This is a genomic window from Methylovulum psychrotolerans (assembly GCF_002209385.1).
Taxonomy (GTDB): Bacteria; Pseudomonadota; Gammaproteobacteria; order Methylococcales; family Methylomonadaceae; genus Methylovulum; species Methylovulum psychrotolerans.
This window is the reverse complement of record NZ_CP022129.1, coordinates 1,349,527-1,367,797: the sequence shown is the minus strand read 5'-3', so window position 1 is coordinate 1,367,797 and position 18,271 is coordinate 1,349,527. Positions and strand designations below refer to the sequence as shown.

Annotated in this window: 11 protein-coding genes and 1 pseudogene; 2 read left to right on the top strand and 10 right to left on the bottom strand. The window is 45.4% G+C overall.

The annotated features are described in order from the left end of the window. Positions 1–64: 64 nt before the first annotated feature. The 8 genes from fcl to CEK71_RS06150 form a co-directional block, all read right to left on the bottom strand. Positions 65–1,039: a GDP-L-fucose synthase gene (fcl, locus tag CEK71_RS06185; protein ID WP_088618570.1), complete on the bottom strand. Its 975-nt coding sequence runs from the start codon at positions 1,037–1,039 to the stop codon at positions 65–67. 398 nt (positions 1,040–1,437) lie between these two features. Beyond that, a complete protein-coding gene (locus CEK71_RS06180) occupies positions 1,438–2,505 on the bottom strand; it encodes an acyltransferase family protein (RefSeq protein WP_088618569.1) in 1,068 nt (355 codons plus the stop codon). Positions 2,506–2,531: 26 nt separating this feature from the next. Beyond that, the gene (gene gmd / locus CEK71_RS06175; RefSeq protein ID WP_088618568.1) at positions 2,532–3,626 is read right to left on the bottom strand and encodes a GDP-mannose 4,6-dehydratase; all 1,095 of its coding nucleotides are present in this window, start codon (positions 3,624–3,626) and stop codon (positions 2,532–2,534) included. Between the two features lie 27 nt (positions 3,627–3,653). Next, positions 3,654–5,924, bottom strand: a complete 2,271-nt coding sequence (locus CEK71_RS06170) for a polysaccharide biosynthesis tyrosine autokinase (protein ID WP_088621519.1) — start codon at positions 5,922–5,924, stop codon at positions 3,654–3,656. A gap of 67 nt (positions 5,925–5,991) precedes the next feature. Further along, positions 5,992–7,209: a polysaccharide biosynthesis/export family protein gene (locus tag CEK71_RS06165; protein WP_088618567.1), complete on the bottom strand. Its 1,218-nt coding sequence runs from the start codon at positions 7,207–7,209 to the stop codon at positions 5,992–5,994. Positions 7,210–7,297: 88 nt separating this feature from the next. After that, on the bottom strand, positions 7,298–7,720 hold the full coding sequence (locus tag CEK71_RS06160; RefSeq protein ID WP_269766618.1) for a low molecular weight protein-tyrosine-phosphatase: 423 nt from the start codon (positions 7,718–7,720) through the stop codon (positions 7,298–7,300). A 62-nt stretch (positions 7,721–7,782) separates the two neighbouring features. Continuing rightward, positions 7,783–8,946 carry a UDP-N-acetylglucosamine--undecaprenyl-phosphate N-acetylglucosaminephosphotransferase gene (wecA, locus tag CEK71_RS06155; protein ID WP_157679020.1) on the bottom strand — a complete coding sequence of 388 codons (1,164 nt, stop codon included), beginning with the start codon at positions 8,944–8,946 and terminating at the stop codon, positions 7,783–7,785. 1,146 nt (positions 8,947–10,092) lie between these two features. Beyond that, a complete protein-coding gene (locus tag CEK71_RS06150) occupies positions 10,093–11,160 on the bottom strand; it encodes an OmpA family protein (RefSeq protein ID WP_088618564.1) in 1,068 nt (355 codons plus the stop codon). Positions 11,161–12,116: 956 nt separating this feature from the next. Between CEK71_RS06150 and CEK71_RS06145 the strand changes: the two genes are divergently transcribed. After that, the gene (locus tag CEK71_RS06145; protein ID WP_198328473.1) at positions 12,117–13,217 is read left to right on the top strand and encodes a sigma-54 interaction domain-containing protein; all 1,101 of its coding nucleotides are present in this window, start codon (positions 12,117–12,119) and stop codon (positions 13,215–13,217) included. 103 nt (positions 13,218–13,320) lie between these two features. Here CEK71_RS06145 and CEK71_RS06140 read toward each other — a convergent pair whose 3' ends face one another. After that, on the bottom strand, positions 13,321–16,275 hold the full coding sequence (locus CEK71_RS06140; RefSeq protein ID WP_088618562.1) for a Tn3 family transposase: 2,955 nt from the start codon (positions 16,273–16,275) through the stop codon (positions 13,321–13,323). Between the two features lie 207 nt (positions 16,276–16,482). Here CEK71_RS06140 and CEK71_RS24285 point away from each other — a divergent pair. Next, a pseudogene (locus CEK71_RS24285) lies at positions 16,483–16,602 on the top strand (IS701 family transposase); the annotation flags it as partial. Positions 16,603–16,649: 47 nt separating this feature from the next. On the opposite strand, the gene CEK71_RS06130 reads toward CEK71_RS24285, so the two are convergent. Next, positions 16,650–18,200 (bottom strand): regulator, encoded by a 1,551-nt coding sequence (locus CEK71_RS06130; RefSeq protein ID WP_088618560.1) that lies wholly within the window; start codon positions 18,198–18,200, stop codon positions 16,650–16,652. Positions 18,201–18,271: the final 71 nt, after the last annotated feature.

Below are 18,271 nucleotides of genomic sequence, written 5' to 3'. Positions count from 1 at the left end.
TAATTTCTCCTAATAAACCTAAACATATCAACCTACATAAAATCTGTAGCATTTTTTCAGTAAACTACTGTTCAATTCTAAGATACCCCTGGTTATCCAAGAACCAACCGTAAGTTTGTTGTATTCCTATTGCCAGATCGGTTTTGGCTTGCCAGCCTTGCTGGTGTAACTTGTTTACGTCTAAAAGCTTACGCGGTGTTCCATCGGGTTTGTTGGCATCGAAAACGAGTTCGCCATTAAAGCCCACAATATATTGCACTAACTGCGCCAACGCTTTAATGGAGACATCCTCCCCAGTACCCACGTTGACAATCTCTGCATCAGAATAATTTTCTAGTAAAAAAACTGTAGCATCTGCCATATCATCGACATAAAGGAACTCGCGTTTGGGTGCGCCGGTCCCCCAAATGCTCACAGTGGTATCTTGCCTTATTTTGGCTTCGTGAAATTTTCGGATTAAAGCCGGTAACACATGGGAGTTTTGCAGATCAAAGTTATCTCCTGGGCCATAAAGGTTGGTAGGCATCAGGCTGATGGCATCAAAGCCATATTGTTGCCGATAAGCCTGGCACATTTTTATACCGGCTATCTTAGCGACAGCATACCATTCGTTAGTAGGCTCTAAAGCCCCAGTTAAAAGGTATTCTTCCTTAAGTGGTTGATCCGCCATTTTAGGATAGATACAAGAAGACCCCAAAAAAACAAATTTTTGCACCCCGGCACGGTAAGCTCCGTCAATCAGATTATTTTGTATGCTGAGGTTATTGTAAATAAATTCCGCCGGATAATTATCATTGGCATGGATACCACCGACTTTGGCTGCTGCATCTATCACCACCAAGGGTTTTTCTTGATCCAAAAAAGCATCGACCGCCGCCTTATCCATCAAATCAAGATCTTGCCGAGTTTGAGTCACGATATTATCGTAACCTTTGCTTTGCAAGTTTCTGATAATAGCTGAACCCACTAAGCCTTGGTGACCAGCGACATATATTTTTATATTATTATTTATAATCTTGGCGTTCTTGTTGGTTTCCATGGTTAATCCTATTTAGTCGTTTGTAATAGGCGAAGCTTCTCTAAATACTTTATTAAGATACCTAATAAGCAATACAAGCTAATCCTCCGCATTTATTACGTCGTTGTTAATGTCAAACTTGTGCTATCCCCTCCGGCAGAGCCGCAATGTCATTAAGTTAATGGGTTATGCCTTATATTTCAATAATATAGAGACTATTATCGTAGTCATTTAATCCGTTGGTGGTGAGTCTGGTCGAACCATGGATCGATTAACCGACCACATCCCCTTCCGCAGGCTCAGGACAGGCTTCGACAAGCTCAGGGCGAACGGCTAATCCTACTTGGCTTTATGTGACTATATAACATACTAATTAATAATACTTAATTAATGGCAGTGCGGCAAGGTCTGGGGATTTCCTATAATTGGTTAAGTATCCTCCTCCTGACCGGTGTTTCATAAAAAACATAAACAAAAATAGAAACAGCAATAAGAATTACTGGAGATATTATTTGCCCAATTACACTAGATGGCAAAAATAAGCGCACCCACTCTCTGATAGGCCCTTGAAGAATATATTCCGCATAGCTCGCCCCACCAAGTAAGACCAATACATTACAAGATATTGCTCTTGAAAATATTGAATCTCCTAAACTAAATAGCAAAATAAGAACCACAAATAATAATGTGGCAACGCTAAGAATAGAATAGCTTTGTATGCTATATCTTGACAAAATAAATACTATTAACAATAGATTAATAAAGATTGATAGATCCAAATATTTTTTAGGGAATTTATTTAAATAACTAATATTATTTAAATAAATTCTGCAAACAATAGCACCTAAACAAAATTCCGGAAATCTCAAAACAGGTAGAATAACAAAGTTAATCCAAAGAGGATATTCCGGTCTATTTGACCCAGGACTGATTGTTGAAAGTCCAAAATTGATGATGAGAAACATTATCACTATCAAAAAAATCAATCCAATCTTTGTTGGTATTTTCTTTAAGAACACAATAAGAAATGGAAATGTTAAATAAAAAAATAACTCAACTGAAATAGTCCAAGCTTGCATAATCCACATAAATCCATAAGAGGAATTATAGGGTGTCCAAGATTGCACCATCCCAAGCACGAATACATAATCCGAAAAATGTAAGTTAGCGTATACAAGTGGCAACGAAACAATTAATGCCAGCATGTAAACAGGATAAACTCTGGCAAAACGGGCTAATAAATATTTTTTTTTCGAAGATACTCCATCTCTATAAGTATACGTCAGCACAAACCCTGACAATACGAAAAATAAACTTACCCCCAGAAATCCGTTTGATAGAAAATTAACTACCGAGATTGGGGCACCGATTTTAAGGGCAAATCCAGCACCAGAATGAAATAAAAAAACCATTGATGCTGCAAAAAACCTTAGCCCTGTCAGTGCTAATATTTGGGGACGTATTGTAAAGGTATTTACATTATCCATTTTTATAGCTCAAAATAAATTATCGCTTAATCGTTATCATTATAACAAAAAGTTTTAAAGCCTTCTCGTTGGCACAAGCCATCCCGTTCGGCAACGCTAAGGTCGGCTTTGACCATTTCCGCAACTAATTCTTTCAGTGACGTTTTAGGAAACCAACCTAATTTTTCTTTAGCTTTAGAGGGATCGCCCAATAAGGTTTCAACTTCTGTCGGCCTAAAATAACGGGGGTCGACGGCAACAAGGCACTTCCCAGTCTGGGTGCAATAGCCTTTTTCATCAATACCTGCGCCTTCCCAACGCAGTCCTATCATTAGTTCTTGTGCCGCAAAATTAATAAAGTCGCGGACTGAATATTGGACTCCTGTGGCAATAACGAAGTCATCTGGCGTTTCCTGTTGTAGCATCAGCCATTGCATTTCCACATAATCCCTGGCGTGTCCCCAATCGCGCAAAGCGCTTAAGTTGCCCAAATAAAGGCAGTCTTGCATACCCAGTTTAATTCTGGCTAAGGCGCGGGTAATCTTGCGGGTGACAAAGGTTTCTCCGCGCAACGGCGATTCGTGGTTGAATAAAATGCCGTTACAGGCATAAATGCCATACGCTTCGCGGTAATTGACTGTAATCCAATACCCATACAATTTAGCTACCGCATACGGGCTGCGCGGATAGAAAGGGGTGGTTTCCTTTTGCGGAATTTCCTGTACCAAGCCGTAAAGTTCTGAGGTGCTGGCCTGATAGAAACGGGTTTTCTTTTCCAAGCCTAGCAAACGGATCGCCTCTAAGAGGCGTAAAGTCCCTATGCCATCGGCATTCGCGGTATATTCCGGCGTGTCAAAACTGACCGCCACATGGCTCATAGCCGCCAAATTATAGATTTCATCCGGCTGCACCTGTTGGATAATACGGATAAGATTTGTCGAATCGGTCAGATCGCCATAATGCAGGACAAAATTCCGATTGGATACCTGAGGGTCTTGATACAGGTGATCGATACGCTCCGTATTAAAAAGCGAGGCGCGGCGTTTTATACCGTGGACGATATAGCCTTTTTTTAGTAAAAATTCTGCCAGATAAGCGCCGTCTTGTCCGGTAATACCTGTAATAAGGGCGACTTTATTCATAGTTTGCTTTATCTCGAAAGTGGACAGTTAACTGGCCCGTTGATAATGGTATCGGTAGACATATTTCCCATAACCGTAGCCATAGCCATATCTTGACGAACTGAGCGGCAGGTCGTTAAAGACCACACCTTTTATATGCACGCCTGCTTGGATTAAGCGTTTGGTACTTTGCTCCAGTTCACGCATCGGATGTTGTCCGGCTTTTACCACCATCAAGGTCGCGCTGGCCATACGGCCTATAATGCAAGCATCCGTGACTGCCAATATCGGCGGCGAATCGATGATGATATGGTCATAATTTTTGCTGAGTGCTTCCAGTAACTGCCCAAAACGCTCATGCAGCAATAATTCCGACGGGTTAGGCGGAATGGCACCGGTCGAAATAAAGTCAATATTAGCGGCTGTTATTGTGTGGATAGCCTTATCTAGCGTAGTTGCCTGGGTAATCAGCTCAGATAATCCATCCTCCCTGCTGACACCTAATGACCTGTTAATAAAGCCATTGCGCAAATCACCGTCAATTAACAGGATTTTCTTGCCAGCATCGGCTAATACGGTCGCCAAGTTAATGCAAACGAATGATTTGCCGACTCCGGGGCTAGGGCCGGTAATCATGATAATATTGTTTTGCGCCCCCAAAAAGGCAAAATGCAGGGTTGTCCGTAAACTTCTCAAGCTTTCTATGGCCAAATCCTCTTTGTTTTCCAACGCTAAAATACAAATTTCATTGGTCGGGTTTTTACCCAATTTTTTTAGTTTTTCGCTAAGCCTTACTTGCCTGTTACTATGGGAAATGGTGGCATAAACCGGAATATTTAGGTGCTTTTCAATTTGATCAGGATCTTCGATACCCCGGTGCAAGGCTTTGCGGACAAACACAATGGCCACACCGACAACTAAGCCTAATATCAACGATATACCGACGATTAAAGGCTTCTTCGGCTTAATCGGACTGGAGGGCAAGACGGCTTCGTCAATTACCCGGGCGTTGCCTACCGTACCGGCTTTAGCGACCCTTAGGGTTTGTGCGCTATTGAGCAATGTGGTGTATAACTCGGTACTGACTTTTACGTCACGCGATAATCTTAAAATAACTTGTTGGATTTCAGGCAGGGCTTCGATTTTTCTATCATTAGCATTCATTTGTGTCTGAAGCCGGGCAATTTGTTTGTCAATCGCTATAATAGTGGGGTGCGATTCGGTAAACCGACCGCGTAATTCGTCTCTTTTTTGCTGTAAAAGGGTAATTTGGGTTTTGATTTCCACCACTCCTGCCAGAACGCTTTGTGTTTCCAGATCCAGATCAATAGAACCTTTGTTGATCCTAAAGTCGTTTAAGGCGTTGGTGGAAGCCTCCAGTTGGTCTTTGAGAACCGGCAATTGTTTATCCAAAAATTCCAAAGTGCTTTGCGCTTCTTTGGATTTTTGTTCGACATTTTGCTTGACATAAATATTGGCCACCTCATTGAGGGTCTGCGCCGCCAAGGTCGGACTGGCGGACTCCATGGTAAAACTTAAAATACCGGTATTTTTGCCCTTCTCAACAACGCCAAAGCTATCACTCAATTCATTAATCCCGCTGAGCAAAGACCGTCTCATAACCGTAAATAAGGTGTTAGGGCGGGCTTTTAATAGCGGGACAAAGAGGCTGAGCGTGCCTTGGCCGTCAGTTAAGGGCTTGATGATAGGTTTACCAACTTCGCCATTAAGTAATGCTTGTCCATTATCTAATAAGGTAAAATGCCCTTGTATACCTGCTTGTAGGGTGAATTCTTTACCGATCCAAGTTTCTGGTATCGAGAAGGTATCTACGCGTATCATTTCACCGCCCCAAGCATATTGGTCTTTACCAAATAGTGGGACGGCAACTTGATTATCTACCGCCTGTTTTTGAAAGTGCCTGGCAAAGGCCTCGCCAATAATAGGAAAGTAGGTCGGTTTGGCGATAATCTCCAAGTTAAGGTTTTTCACCGCCTGACCCAACACCTTACGCGATTTGATGATTTCTATTTCTGTCAGAGCCGGCATTTTACTTTCCAGTAATGGTGTCACCGATTCCAGTGCGTTTAAGGTATTAGCCTTTTCCTCAATCTGAAGCATCCCATCGGCTTTATAAATCGGCGTATCCAATAACGCTTTGGCCACACCTGCCAGCAAAAAAAACAGGGACACAAAGGCAATGATATATTTGCCGTCAAGGATAGTCGCTATTAATCCCCCTAAATCGATGTCATCATCGTCTTGGTCAGATTGATAATTTCCCTGAGAAGCATTGCTATCTGAAAGTTGATTTTTCATGATGCCCATTCGCCATTTTTAGCTTGCTCAGGTAATGGCTCTGCCATGTTTGATAATTTCGCCATATTTATTGACCAAATGAAGTGGTTACTTTTGCAGCACTGTTAAACAAGTTCAGCATTAGCAATGTCGGTTGAATTTCCGCAATGATCTGGTTCCAGCGGACACCTTCGGCCCGATCGATATAGATCACATCACGCGGCTGCAAAGGGAAACGGTCTGCCAATAAAAACGCATCCGGCGATTTTGCATTCAAGTGGTAAATTTCTGGTTTTTTAATCCCGCTTCTAAAGACAAATATTCGTGCCGGATCAGAGGTCGCCTGGCTAATACCGCCCGCGTCACTGATCGCCTCAGTCAAGGTCATCCGGCCTTTGTTCATCACAATGCTACGCGCCCCCCCCGGAGAATTTATACCGCCATTTGCTCCGATGGCGGCAATATCCCCCAAAACAAATATTTTGTTTAAACTATTGTCAGGGATGTTCAGCACATCACCGTGTTTAAGTATCACGTTTTGTCTAATGTCGCCGCCTTCATAGAGTGACAGCAGATTGATGCTGTAGGTGTCGCCATCACGCGTTAGGGTGATATTGCGCAGATCGGCTTCGGTATTTAAGCCACCCGCACCATTAATGGCCTCCAAAACAGTCAGGGGAATATCCTTTACCAACAGGATTCCGGGCTGTTTAACTTCCCCCACCACATAAACCCGTTGGCTACGGTAAGATGTTACCCGTACATCCAACTGGACTTGTTCTATATATTTGGATAGCTTATGGGTTAATTCCGCGCGGATATCTTCCACCGTTCTGCCAGCCGCTTTTACAATCCCTACATAAGGATAAAAAATAGTGCCGTCTTCGCCAACTATATTCCCAGAACTGTCAGCGGAGCGGAATTCCCCGGCCGGAATAGTCAATTCGGGATGTTCCCAGACAGTAATAACGAGGATATCCCTAGGCCCTACCAGATATTGGTGGCCGTTTTCGGCTTCAGGCACCCCTTTTACCGCGTTAGAACCTATACGGTAATCAAAATAATGATTGACTACATTATCTGCCCCTAAGCTTCGGTTATTGAAGTTCTTTTCCAAATCAATAATCGTTTGGGCGGTTATGGTTTGGATATTCAGCTTTTTTAAGGTGGTGGCGTTATTTTCCTCAACCGGCATTTCGATGCTGGATTGTTTTGAAAATTGGCTCATGTGCATCCCCGGCACAATTGTACAGCCGGTCAAATGCAGCATTACCAGAAAACTGCTCAGCAAATATTTTTTTCCCATAGCGTGTGTCCGCATTTTCAATGTTTGAATTCTTAGTTGACTATCACACGTTAATCTATCGTCATTTTTAACAGCCTTACTATTATCCTTAAGGATAAAGTTTATTGACCCATTGGTTTACACCGTGGTCAATTTGTTCCAGCACCGACTCAAACGTCCGTAAATCCAGTAGATAAGGGTCGCGGATGTCATACCCACCCCATTCGCCCAACCGAAATACTTTCCCTTTGGCATAAGGTGTTTGGTTTTCAATTTCCATTTTATGACCCGACTCCATCACCAGAATAAGATCGGCGTGCCGCACCATTTGCGTGTTTAACTGGCAAGCCCGATGTTTTGACAGATCCAACCCTCTGGCCGTCATCAGTTGGCAGGCCTTTTCATCTGCTTTATGGCCTACCGCCGCATGAAGTCCGGCTGAGATGACCGCACAGTTAGCCTGTTTATCGGCAAAGGCTTTTTTAAAAAGCACTTCTGCCATAGGGCTGCGGCAGATATTGCCTACACACACAATAAGAATATTGTTAAACACACTATGTTCTTATTAAAAATAGGTTAAGCCTATTGCCCATTTTATGGCTCTCTGGATAAAGATTTAGCCGATTTTAAATCCAAGAAAGATAACCGGATATGCTCTAATTTTTCTATTTGCTCTGTTTCGGATTCGGCACAGGGCGTTTGTGTTTTGCTACTTTTCTGCATTTGACAAGCTTTATTGGTACACCAGTAATAGACGGCAAAAAGACACAAAAAAGATATAAATGACGCTTGCTCGGATACATCCAGCAAAACAGGGGCCATAATGCTTGCACCCGAAAAAAACACGGCAAAAACAACGAGGATGATGAGTTTTTGGTTAACTTTATAGCCCGCTAAGGCAAGAAGGTGATGCAAATGTTCCCGGTCAGGATAAAACGGCGAGCGGCCTTTGCTTATCCGTCGGCACATGACACTAACAGAGTCTAAAAGAGGGATGGCGATAAGCCATAACACAGTAGTTGGGGTAATGATTGCGTTTTCTCCCTGCGAGGCATAAATTGCCAGCCAACAGACTGAAAATCCGAGCAGGGTGCTTCCCGTATCGCCTAAAAAAATGGCGGCGCTTTTACGTCCGAATATCCGTAAATTAAATAATAAAAACGCTATTATTGTTGCCGCTAAAATAAGGCAATAATAATAAATCAACCAGTTTTCTAAAGACCAAGACAGGATGGCTATTGTTATGACTGAGACCAATGCCAAGCTGCCCGATAAGCCATCTATGCCATCAATCATATTGAAAGCATTTATTCCCCCTACCACCGCAAAGACAGTGAATGCAGTTGAAAAAGCATCCAGATTAATATCTCCAGTACCCAATAAATCACCAAGACCTGTAATTTTTATCTCTGAAATTTCAGTCATAATTAAGGTTGCTACTATTTGAGCTAATATCCTGTACTTTACGGCAACCTCCCTATAGTCATCTAACAAGCCCACTAAAACTAAAATAGTGGCGGCGGCAATAAACCCCGTCTGTTGAAAAATCTGGATGTCAGTAACCAATAGGGTAAATAATATGGCCAAGTATATTGCCGCGCCACCAATAAGGGGCACTGGCTTTTGGTGATGCTTCCTATAATTGGGCTTGTCCAAAAAACCAATTTTTTGTGCGCAAGGATATAAGACAACAATAAAAATAATCGTTGTCAGCAGCGATGTCAGAAAAAGTAAAGCAGGCATTTTTTCTGTCTCCATTTGTTGCGGTTTGGACACTGAATAACAGCAAACCAAAAATAAATTAAATAGCAATCAACGCATCATTTGTTGCCTTAGCAGAATTACCTATTAGTTTTGCATTGTTATTCACTAGCTGGCATTGAAAAACGTTACTCGTAGCTATATGAAAATTAATTTTCATATAGCCCTCTCTTTGACGGAAATCACCGTCACTCAAATACGGCCAAGGAGGGTCTGTGGCCGAAGTTCAAGCAAGGCTTTAAATTTTTCTAGCAAATTGCGTAGGCTTGCAACGGTAGATTTTTTTAATTACCTAAATAAAGACGATATCCAGTGGCAATAGGTAAAAATTAACAAAACACATTATTTTATCAAGTAAATATTGCCTTTATTTCAATCAGTTAAGTTTTATTAATTCAATTATATCTACATATTAAATCGACTCTAAATTGCACGGTGCTAAATATAGCACAATATAATAAAAATGTATCTATATTATCGCTTATATCGATTAAATTGATTTATTACAAATAAAAACAATTATCAGTTACAAATAAAACACAGATAACTTATTTAAGCGATGACGGATAAATAAAGGTAAGTGCCGTGCGAAGGAATAGATGCTTTAAGATGATTTTTACGCCAGCAACTTATGGTGAAATGCAGATTTTTACTGCAAAAATTTAAATATATGGTTAAAAGAGAGGGGGTTAAGATAGTCATTGACCACTACATTGAGCTTTATATAAGGAAGGCTTCTGAATACACGCCCCCCCCCTCATAACAGTTTTTCCATGGGAGAAAAGAAATGGTTGCCAGTGTAAATGCAGTAGGGGCTAACAATACAAAAGGCTAGGTCACCGTTAATTGTGGAAGCCTTAAATGACGTGGCTTTGGGTAAAAGCCACAATCCGCTTTAAATAAGGCTTTGCGCCGAAAATAAAAATTTTTCAATAATTAACAGCGGCATAGCCAAACAAAAAGACCGTAGACGAACGCTAGAAATTGTCAGCAGCTTTCGATATTGAATGCTGTTGGCTAGTAGGAAGGGTAAGATAAGCGGTAGCCATTGAGACCACCGCTTGCTTAGCAAATAAAATATCTGCTTATATGCAGGTTCTGGTAGCCATTCGGTAAATGTCCGGCTGGGTTAATGGCGTAAAATCAATTTTCAATCCAAATTAATTCGACCCGTCGGTTTGCGGAGCGCCCGCCCTCTGTGCTGTTATCGGCAACCGGACGGCTTTCGCCAAAACCTATCGCCCGCAATCTGTTGCTGACACCTTTACCCTTGAGGTAATTGACCACCGACTCTGCCCGCCGTTGTGACAATTTCATATTATGGGTATCAGAGCCTTCGCTGCTGGCGTGGCCTTGCACTTCAATAGCATTTTTTTGCGGATATAGGTTCAGGCTGGTCGCGACTTCATCAAGCAGTTGCCGAGCCTTAAACGTCAGCTCGGCCGAGTCAAAATTGAAATGTTCATTTTTCAGGATAAGCCTAATAGGGCAACCTGCATCGTCGACCTTACTGCTGGCAGGGGTGTTTGGGCAGCTATCCTGGCAGTTGTTAACGCCGTCCCCGTCAGCGTCAAGTGTCCTGCAGTCGGGAACGGGCGGGGCATTCACGATGGGGGGTGCGACTTGGGCGACTTGAGTGGGTTTTGCCCCCAGCGGAATGACAAAACCGAAATTAACGACCACGTCATGAAATTGGTCTAAACCCGATGAAGATGATACAGAGGGATTATTGTTATAGCGGTAACGCACGTCGCTGCGCAGTAAAAAGTTATCGCTCACCTCGTAAGTGAAACCGGCGCCTAGCTCGGCAATAAAGCCTTTTGCCTCACTCCCGGAAGGAAAGTGCCTTATCATACCACCCAAACCAACTACCGTATAAGGAGCGAATTTGTTGCGGTTAAAGAAATACTGGGCATCGACTGTGCCGCCGCCCAGTTGCCAGTCACCGATATAGTGACCGCTTGGATTATAACTGCCAAACGCTTGGTAAAATCCTTTCACTTCAACATTAAAATGCTCATTGAGTATCTTGCCGATACCTAGACCGCCGCCCCAACCATCTGCGGTGTTATGACCGCCTTCCGTCCTGACAAAAGAGCCGAACGGAGCGATATACCAACGTTTATCTAAAAATTCATCGGCAGCGTTGGCGAGCGGCAAAAAACCTAGGCCAGTCAATATGGCAATAGAGAGAGTGTTATGTTTCAACATAATGGTTACCTTCGGTGAAATAAAAAATAGAACTTAAAAAGTGCATTATTGCGCCGCCCAAGCCGGACGCATCTGATGTGTTACCTGTCTAAAATCTTACCAATACCGACATCCTCATGCTCTGCTAAACAATTAATTTTTTCAATCAATTGAAAAATAACCGCATTATTTGTTAAACAACAGGAAGACATGATCAGACAAATGTCTATCTGTGAACGTAATACCTGAACAATCTGACCACGGCTTAAATCATAACAATAACGGGAAGCCTAAGTCCAATCTTCATGGCTAAAAATGTGAAATTTCTACAAAAAAGTGCTACAGTGATTGTCGGCCTAGTTTAACAACTCACCCGAAGAAGCAAGCCATGCTATTGAACTTAAATTCTGGATAAGAAACCAATACTGCGGACATAGGGACGAGCCCTGAGGTTGACGGTATTATGTAATGGGGGGATGTTTACTTTGACATAACTGATGGTTAACCAAAGGATGCGCCATCTAAGGTGTGCAACTGTTACGGCCATCAAAAGAAAAAGGAGGTTGTGCTGAGCCGCTTCGTTAACCGATGCGATCAAAACATCTGATGTCACTGACGTTAGGCGGCAACATGCCTTACTTCCGTTTGCCTGCCGAATACCGCAAGCTTTGTCAGGATCAGCCAAGGGTGCGGCAAGGTGCGCACCCAAAGGGCATAAATACCCAAAGGGCATAAAGACAGGAAACCCTCTCTGACGAAACTCGAGGGGTATAAGAAGAAGCGGCAATCGGGCCGTGTAAATAGGCATGGTTATATCTAATAATAAGATAACTACATAACAATTTATCACTACCAAAAACCTATTAGGCTGTTAGAGTAAGCACACAAGCTACCCGAAGACACCAATAAGGAAAGGCAAAAGCTATGGAAAGCCTATTCTCACTTACTTAACAATTGCACGATAGGTTATGTCAATTATGGATCATTATAAGTCCAAAAGCACCAGCAGCCCTGTTGCCGATTTTTACGGCGAACCGCTGATCACCTTACCGAACCCCGATGCCCACGCAACCTCCATCCGTGCCACGGCTTTGGTGTTTGCCGACCCAGTTTCCGTGCGTTTGCTGGAATATATCGCCAGGATTGCCCCTAGTGACGCGACGGTATTGATTATTGGCGAAACCGGTACGGGTAAGGAATTGGTGGCGCGGCAAGTGCATAAGCTCAGCCATCGCAAAGACGCACCTTTTGTCGCCTTAAATTGCGGGGCATTTTCCGAGTCACTGGTCGAAAGCGAACTGTTTGGGCATGAGCGCGGTGCGTTTACCGGCGCCTTAAACGCCCGTGGCGGCTGGTTTGAGGCCGCCAACGGCGGCACCTTGTTCCTTGATGAAATCGGCGACCTGCCCATCTCCACGCAAGTGAAGATTTTACGCGTTTTACAAGAACATGAGGTAGTGCGTATCGGTTCCAGAACTCCCATCCCTATTGATGTGCGGCTGGTGGCCGCCACCAATGTCAATTTGGCGGAAGCCGTCCAAGCGGGGCGGTTCCGTGAAGACCTCTATTACCGTCTGAATGTCGCCGCTTTGGATCTGCTGCCCTTACGCGAGCGTCCGGGCGATATTTTGCCCTTGGCAAAGCATTTTATGCAGCGCTATGGCATACGTTTAAAGCTAAATAGTTTGGAATTGGCTAAAGATGCCGAACGCGCCCTATTACGCTATGGTTGGCCGGGCAATATCCGTGAATTGCAAAATGTCATCCATCATGCTTTATTGGTCTGCAAAGACGGGCGGGTAGGCCTTGAGGATTTACATCTTAATCCCCATTTTGGCAGTTCCTACAGTAATGCCAGCACAAGCGTTGCGGCTCCCGCTTCGCTGACATCATTAGAAAACGCCTTAGCGGCCTTATATGAACATCCGGCGGACAATCTGTTCGATACGTTGGAAGAAACGATTATCCGCACTGCTTATGACTATTGCGAGAACAACCAAGTACAAACGGCCCGTTTGCTGGGTATCAGCCGAAATATCCTGCGTCATCGGCTAAAACGCTATGGTTATTTGGTCTAACGACCATAATCCAACTGGCGGCATAATTCCCCTCCCCTACCACAATGATCGGGTACAGCCGACATACATGTAAAAATAGGACATAGCGGCCAAACCCAGTTGATTATATCGGCAATGTCGGGTCTATAGGCTCCGGAATGGCATTTGAATCGATAACGTAATCGCCAAAACGCTTGATATGGCTTGTGACGTAAGGACTTAAAGTTGCCACATCCTCCCGGTTTATCGGAAAACCCTCTTCTTTGAGCATCCGTAATATCCGCGTCTGATCGACCACGTTTTGGAAGATGACGGCATTGGCCACCAGATCATTATACTTGATGACTTTTTCCTGCTCTTCGGGATCGTTGTCGGCGATGACGCCATCACCACCGAAAAACAGCCACTTGGAAAATCCGTTGTACGCTTCCACCTTATTTGTGGTCGCCGTAATCTGTTCGCGTAATTCCATGTCGGAGATGTAATCCAAAAGGAAGAGGGTACGGGCCACCCTGCCTAATTCCCTGAAAGCCTGATATAGCCGGTTTTTACGGCTATAGTTGCTCAACTTGCGTAATAAGATCGAGGATGAAACCTTTCCGGCCTTGATCGACAGGACTACCCGCAGCAAATCTTTCCAATGTGTTTCGATCAACTCCCAGTCGATGGCATCCTTGAACAGTATATCGATATGTTTGTAGGTAATGTCTTTGCCGGGCCGGAAAAACACCAGATCATGCCAATTGCGGATGCGCGGCATTAGTTTTATGCCCAACAAATAAGACAAGGCAAACACGGGCGTCGACTGGCCTTGGGTGTCGGCATGAACGGTATCAGGCTGTATGTCTGATGTGTTTTGCAGCAAGCCTTCAATGATGTAGATCGCTTCCCATACCCCGCAAGGTATAAAATGGCTGAACAGCGCCACATAGGTGTCGGCAATATGGTGATAGGCAATGCCGCCATAACCGCCGTAGCGGATATGGTATTCCGCCAGTAGGTTTTGGACGTATATCTCTAATTTCGTGCCGTCTGCGGCAACTGATTTTCCGGTGCCCCACAGTTTTGGCAATTCAAACGTATGGTAATGGTTGATAATGTCCTTAATCGCTGCATTTAATTTATGGGTATTGGCATGTCGGCGGTTGATGAAAGACAGCATGTGCGGCGTGACCGTGCCGCGTAGATGACGCGAGGCTTGTGCCGGCCCCAGATTGCAGCCATAGGTGAATGCGGTGAGGATATACCGCTCCCCAGGGTTTTCGATCTTGGGGTCAGAACCTGATAGCGGCCCAAAATGACGGTTCCATCCTGTCCAATGGGCGACATTGCAAAGCACGTCGATTACGTTACGTTCATCCATCCGTTGCAGTAAAGCCGCTTCGAGCGCACGGGCCGAGGCTTTCGATTCGTGGGGTTCGCTCCGTTTCAGAATCGGCAGGCCGCTTTCAGTGAGCCCCAGCGCTTTATTGTTCGGAAACCCTGCGTCGACTTCTGCGGCTTTCTGGGCCAACACTTCACGCAAGTTGGTTACAAATGCCTGCGCGTTATTTGCAAAGCCTAATTGCAGGCAGTAATCCCCCACCAAGGGTTCGCATTCCTCCCAACCCAAAAGTTGTTCACGATAATCGGCGTAAGATTCCGAACCCCGGATAGCCACATCCCCCGATTTTATTTCCGCAGCCAATGCGGAAAAGACGCACACTTCGAAGTGTTGGCGGTTAATTCGTTCGCCATTCTCGGTTTTCACTTGTACAGTGCGTTTCCAGCGCCCGTTAGTGAAAGAAAAGTCCACCGTGTCATCAATCAAGACGCATTTTCGGTGCTCGTGTTTCATCAAGACATCCAATGCCTGCATCAGGGACGTGTCTTCAGTTGTCGAAGTCATGGCCAACAACCGCAACATACGGAATAATGCGGGCCGATGGCTACGGTAAAAACGCCACAACAGCGGGAAATAGTTATCACCGCTAAAAGCGGTGATGGCCGCGCAATCGTCATGCAAGGCGGCGGCTCCGCCGTGTTCCGTCAGCAAAGTGCGTATGGTGCGCCCGGCCTCCTCATCTTCAGGCTGCGTTTCCAGCACGTTAATGACATCGGACAGCGTTGCAACCAGATGCTCGGTTTTCTGACGGAATTTGATGCGTAACCGTTCCAGTTCATCTTTACCTCGCCGATGGATTTGGCTGATACGCTTGATGAACATGTTGGCAAGATCGTCACGGGTCTGGATGCGGGCACGGTGGATCATGCTGAGGATGAGCACATACCGCTTTGGCGGCGAAAACTGCTTTATCTCAGCAGCGTCCAAGGCCTTAGCTTCTGCGGCAAAATGCTTGATCTTGGCATAAGGGATACCCTGCAAGTGCTGGTCGCTTCCTACCGTATCGGAAAGCTTGACAATATGATCCAGCAAATCCTGTAAATGCCCCAGAGACGGGCATTTAGGCAATTGCTTGATGGTAAAGAACAGGGACTTTTTTTGGGGGTTAGTTCCGACTTCCAGCAATGCATCGAGGCCTTCACGCTCAGACGGCGATAAGCGTTTCAATACCGTTTCGAATATGCGGCTATTGGCCAGGGTACGAATTCGCCGTGAATGCCGGTCAAGCGTACTGAAGGCAGGCAGCTCGATACGCTGCCGCACCAGCTCTTCAATGGCAACGTTGATCAGGTCGGCCGGGTTATCCATCACTTCGGCAGCGGTAGCCATGGCTTCGCTGGCCACCCGCAATCCGTCATCATTCCAGGCCGCTACACCTAAATGTTGCCGGATAGCCTGATGATGCCGATACAGTGTTTTTAAGTCGGAATAAACCGGTGATACTTCGCTACTGATACCGCTGGCAGCACGGATATGCTGCACGATGTCCGAAGGTATAACCGCCACGTCCGGAAAATAACCAAGCCGCTGAAAGGCCTTAAGCAGCAATAGGATACAAAAACGTGTCGGTTCTTTGCGTGACAGGGTATTGGCAAAATGCAGCTCATCCTCTTTTGGGGTGTAGAGCGCATCCAACTCATTGGCTAGCGGATTTCGCTTGAAGCGTGGGTAAGCGGTGCGTTCGATGGATGCCATACTGGAAAGGTCAGCTAAGTATAGGACTTTATTGTCTTCTTACAGTGGTTATCGTCGGTGAAACTCGGCGGCAGCCAGTTAAAGATCATCGATTTCACTTTTCAGAGAGTGCAGAAAGTACACTTTTTACACTCACTGCTTACCCGGTCTTCCCAATTGCCGTTCCCTTGATTTTTGGTGCGAAAACCTTTGCCAAAATCATAATGGTTCAAGCTCGAATGCCTGAAGATAAAACATAAAACCAATCATTTCGCTATGCGGGCCAAGCTGTTCGTCAAGGCCAACCAAATGGCTTATGAAGAGTTGCAAAAACTAAGGGCTGCGTAACATCAGCTGGTAAATGGCATTAACGCCATTTACCAGCACGTTAGGATTTAATGGCTGTCTTTTGCAGCGGGTATTATTTCGGCGTATTTTGCTGAGACCAACAGAATACCTGCCACGGCAAGGTAACTGAACGCCACGGGCAACGATTGGCCGAAACCGATGGCTTCACCGTGCATCAGGCCAACAAACGTGCAGGCCGCAGCGGCTAAGGCAAACATTGCGGCTTTGACCAATTCCCGCTCAATAACAAAGGCGGCTATCGCGCCCAACATTAAGCCGCCCAGAATCGCACCGCCACCCAATACTTCCAAGCCATGATACAGCACCCCGACTTTGCCCAGTTTATCTAAGCCCAGTGTGGCGGCGCTGGTACCAGCCGCGCCTAGGGCATTATCAATCTGCAACTTGCCCCATGCAGCAAGGTTGGGCATTAAGGCCAAAATGATGGCGGGGGCATGGCTTCTTGGGGTTTCCTGAAAGGCTTGTGCACCGATCAACATACCGATGTACAGCAAAATAGGTGAGATGGCGACGACCGGGATTAGAGAGGCTATCAGCGCGATGATGCCTAGCCAAGACAGTACCAGCACGGTAACGCCGGTTGCCGCCGAGTAGCCTATACGTCCGCCCATCGATTTCCAGCCGGGATGGCCGATATAGACGGCGTTGATGAACGGGTTGCCCATCATGCAGCCGATCAGGCTAACCACGCCGTCGGCACTCAGTACCCGTGTGGTGGGGTAGCTGTCGCCGCCCACGGCGGCGCTTTCCACGTTATCCATGGCTTCAACCAAATCATAAATGCCGAATGGGATAGCCGTCACCAGAATCACGCCCAAAAATTCAAACCCGGAAAAAACATGGCCTATGGCCGGAATAGGAAACGAAAAGCCAAAGTTGGTCAAGGATGCCGAGACATTCTCTAAGCTCATGCCGCCGTAATTCAAGCCCATTAAGGTAGAGCACCAAGCAATCAGCGTACCCACGGCAATCGCGACCAAACCTGCCGGAATGCCTTTGAAATAACGTACTCCGCCGAACCAGCTTGCTAAAATAATGGCGAAACACACCACGCCGACCACGGGAGTCATGAACATTTCCAAGGCAGGGCGTAACGATATAAAGGCGATGGACACCCCGGCCAGCGTGCCGAGCAATGCGGCGCGGGGGGTGATTTTTCGGATAATGGGCGCGATAAAGCCACCTACCATGAGCACAAAACTTTGGATGAACACCCATGCCAGACCCGCTTCCCAGCCTTTGACCGGATCGCCGGTATTCAGCGAAATCGGCAACATGATAACGAAAACGACCACAAACATGTGCGGTACGCTAATGCCTGAGGGCAGGGCGCAGACATCATCCCTACCGGTTTCTTTTGCCAATTTGTAGGCTAACCACGCATAGTAAATAGTGCTTAAAAACAGCATAAGCCCGGTTGCCGGAAGAATGCGCCCGAAGACCAGGTCATCAGGCATTTTCAGTACAAAGCGTAATAGCCCGGTCAAGACCAGCAAGTTGACCAAAATATTGGTGCCAAAGCCGAAGTAAGCGTTCCAGTCTCCGGGTGTCCAAATGTTAACCTTTGATGTTGTCATGTTGCCCTCTGTTTTGGTAGGCCTAATGTAAATTAGGGGGGTGTATGTAAGTCTTTGATGGATTTTCGGTG